Annotated in this window: 2 protein-coding genes; both read left to right on the top strand. The window is 48.0% G+C overall.

Annotation, left to right across the window (positions count from 1 at the left end; all coding sequences use genetic code 11):
• Nucleotides 1-1,021: 2-isopropylmalate synthase (locus Q0277_RS04340; protein ID WP_297995946.1), on the top strand; the 1,021-nt coding region annotated here is incomplete at its 5' end.
• A gap of 157 nt (nt 1,022-1,178) precedes the next feature.
• Nucleotides 1,179-1,450: F0F1 ATP synthase subunit C (locus Q0277_RS04335; RefSeq protein WP_297995944.1), on the top strand; the 272-nt coding region annotated here is incomplete at its 3' end.

The raw sequence follows: 1,450 nt of genomic DNA, 5'->3' as shown, positions 1-1,450 counted from the left end.
CACCATAAATATCCCCGATACGGTGGGTTATCTCTATCCTGACGAGATCACCGCGCGCATAGGTGAAATCGTTAAGCTTATCGGCGAGCGCGCCGTAGTTTCGGTGCACAATCACAACGACTTGGGAATGGCTACCGTAAATTCCTTAGCCGCTATCTTGGCAGGAGCCAGACAGGTCGAGTGCACGATAAACGGTATCGGCGAGCGCGCGGGCAACGCGGCGCTAGAGGAGATCGTAATGGCGATAAAGACGCGCAGGGATAAATTTGCGCCGCTTTATACCGATATAAATTTGAAAGAAATTTACCCATCCAGCCGCTTGGTTGCGAGCATTACCGGCATCGAGCCGCAGCCTAATAAAGCGATCGTGGGCAAAAACGCCTTCGCGCATGAAAGCGGCATCCACCAAGACGGCGTGCTAAAACACAAAGAAACTTACGAGATCATGCACGCCGAGGATATCGGGCTTGATAAAAACTCGCTCGTGCTGGGCAAACACAGCGGCCGCCACGCCTTCAAAGACAAGCTGGTATCTTTGGGCTATGAACTTAGTAACGAGCAGATTGAGATCGCGTTTAATAAATTTAAAGCGCTCGCAGATAGCAAAAAGGATGTTTTCGACGAGGATATTAGAGAGCTCGTAAACGATGAGTTCGTGGGGGCTGAGAAGACCTACGAAGTGTTGGTTTTAAGCTCCAATAGCTGCAACAAAGGACACGCTAGCACCGCTCTTACGCTAAGGTATAAAGATAAAATTTTAAGCGATAGCGCGCTTGGAAACGGCGGCGTGGATGCGATATTTAAGGCGATAGATCGTATCAGCGGCATCAGTGGTAGCTTGAAAGAATACCAAGTAAAAGCGGTCTCACAGGGCAAAGACGCGCTGGCGAAAGTAACCGTTAAGGTGGAATTTGCGGGCGAGGGCGCCATTATCGGCAGAGGACTTGACGTAGATACGATGCTGGCGTCTGCGAAGGCCTACGTTGCGGCGCTAAATACATATCTGGACGCTAAGCGCTAAGATGTCGGCGTGCTCGGTGGGATTTGTTAAATTTAACGCAAATTCCGCCAGATTAAACAAATCAAAAGCAAAATTTTAATAATATTTCACACTTAAAACGTTGGAGTAGGGGGTATTGAGCCGAAACTCGTTTTAAAATTTATTTATGGAGACTTTTATGAAAAAAGTTCTTGTATTATTATTTGCGCTTTGCGGCGCGGCTTTCGCTAGCGAGCAGCTAAGTGCTTACACTCAGATTGTTTCTTTTTCTGCAATTACCGTTGCAGTCGTTTTAGGTTTAGCCGCTTTGGGTGGCGCGTTAGGTATGGGAAATGCCGCTAGCGCGACGCTTAACGGTATCGCTAGAAACCCAAGCGTAGCTAGCAAACTATCGACTACGATGTATATTTCGCTTGCGATGATCGAAGCGCAGGTTATCTATGCGTTGGT

It is taken from the genome of uncultured Campylobacter sp., assembly GCF_938030815.1.
Lineage (GTDB): Bacteria > Campylobacterota > Campylobacteria > Campylobacterales > Campylobacteraceae > Campylobacter_B.
The sequence above is the reverse complement of the archived record's forward strand: the minus strand, read 5'-3'. Positions and strand labels throughout refer to the sequence as shown.